The 396-nt window shown below is 69.2% G+C and carries 1 protein-coding gene; it reads right to left on the bottom strand.

The genetic code is table 11. From position 1 onward, the window contains the following. Positions 1-2: 2 nt before the first annotated feature. The coding region (locus RNC47_RS37315) for a thiolase C-terminal domain-containing protein (protein WP_394814972.1) at positions 3-396 on the bottom strand (394 nt) is incomplete at its 5' end.

The raw sequence follows: 396 nt of genomic DNA, 5'->3' as shown, positions 1-396 counted from the left end.
GCTCAGCCGTCCCCCGTAAGGATCAGCCCCGACGTCGGCACGCCGGTGCCCGCCGTCACCAGGATCCGTTCCGCGTCCGGCACCGGGTTCGCCGCCGTGCCGCGCAGTTGGCGCACGGCCTCCGCGATGCCGTTCATCCCGTGCAGGTACGCCTCCCCCAGCTGCCCGCCGTGCGTGTTGAGCGGCAGCGTCCGCCCGGCGACGAAGTCCGCCGCCTCGCCCTTCCCGCAGAACCCGAACTCCTCCAGCTGGATCAGCGTGTAGGGCGTGAAGTGGTCGTAGAGGATCGCGGTCTGAATGTCGTCGGGAGACAGGCCACTCTGCTCCCAGAGCTGACGGCCGACCAGACCCATCTCGGGAAGACCGAGCTCGTCGCGGTAGTACGAGTACATGGTG

Source organism: Streptomyces millisiae (assembly GCF_031845425.1).
GTDB classification, from domain to species: domain Bacteria; phylum Actinomycetota; class Actinomycetes; order Streptomycetales; family Streptomycetaceae; genus Streptomyces; species Streptomyces millisiae.
Note: the sequence above shows the minus strand (reverse complement) of the source record. Positions and strands in the feature narration are given on the sequence as shown.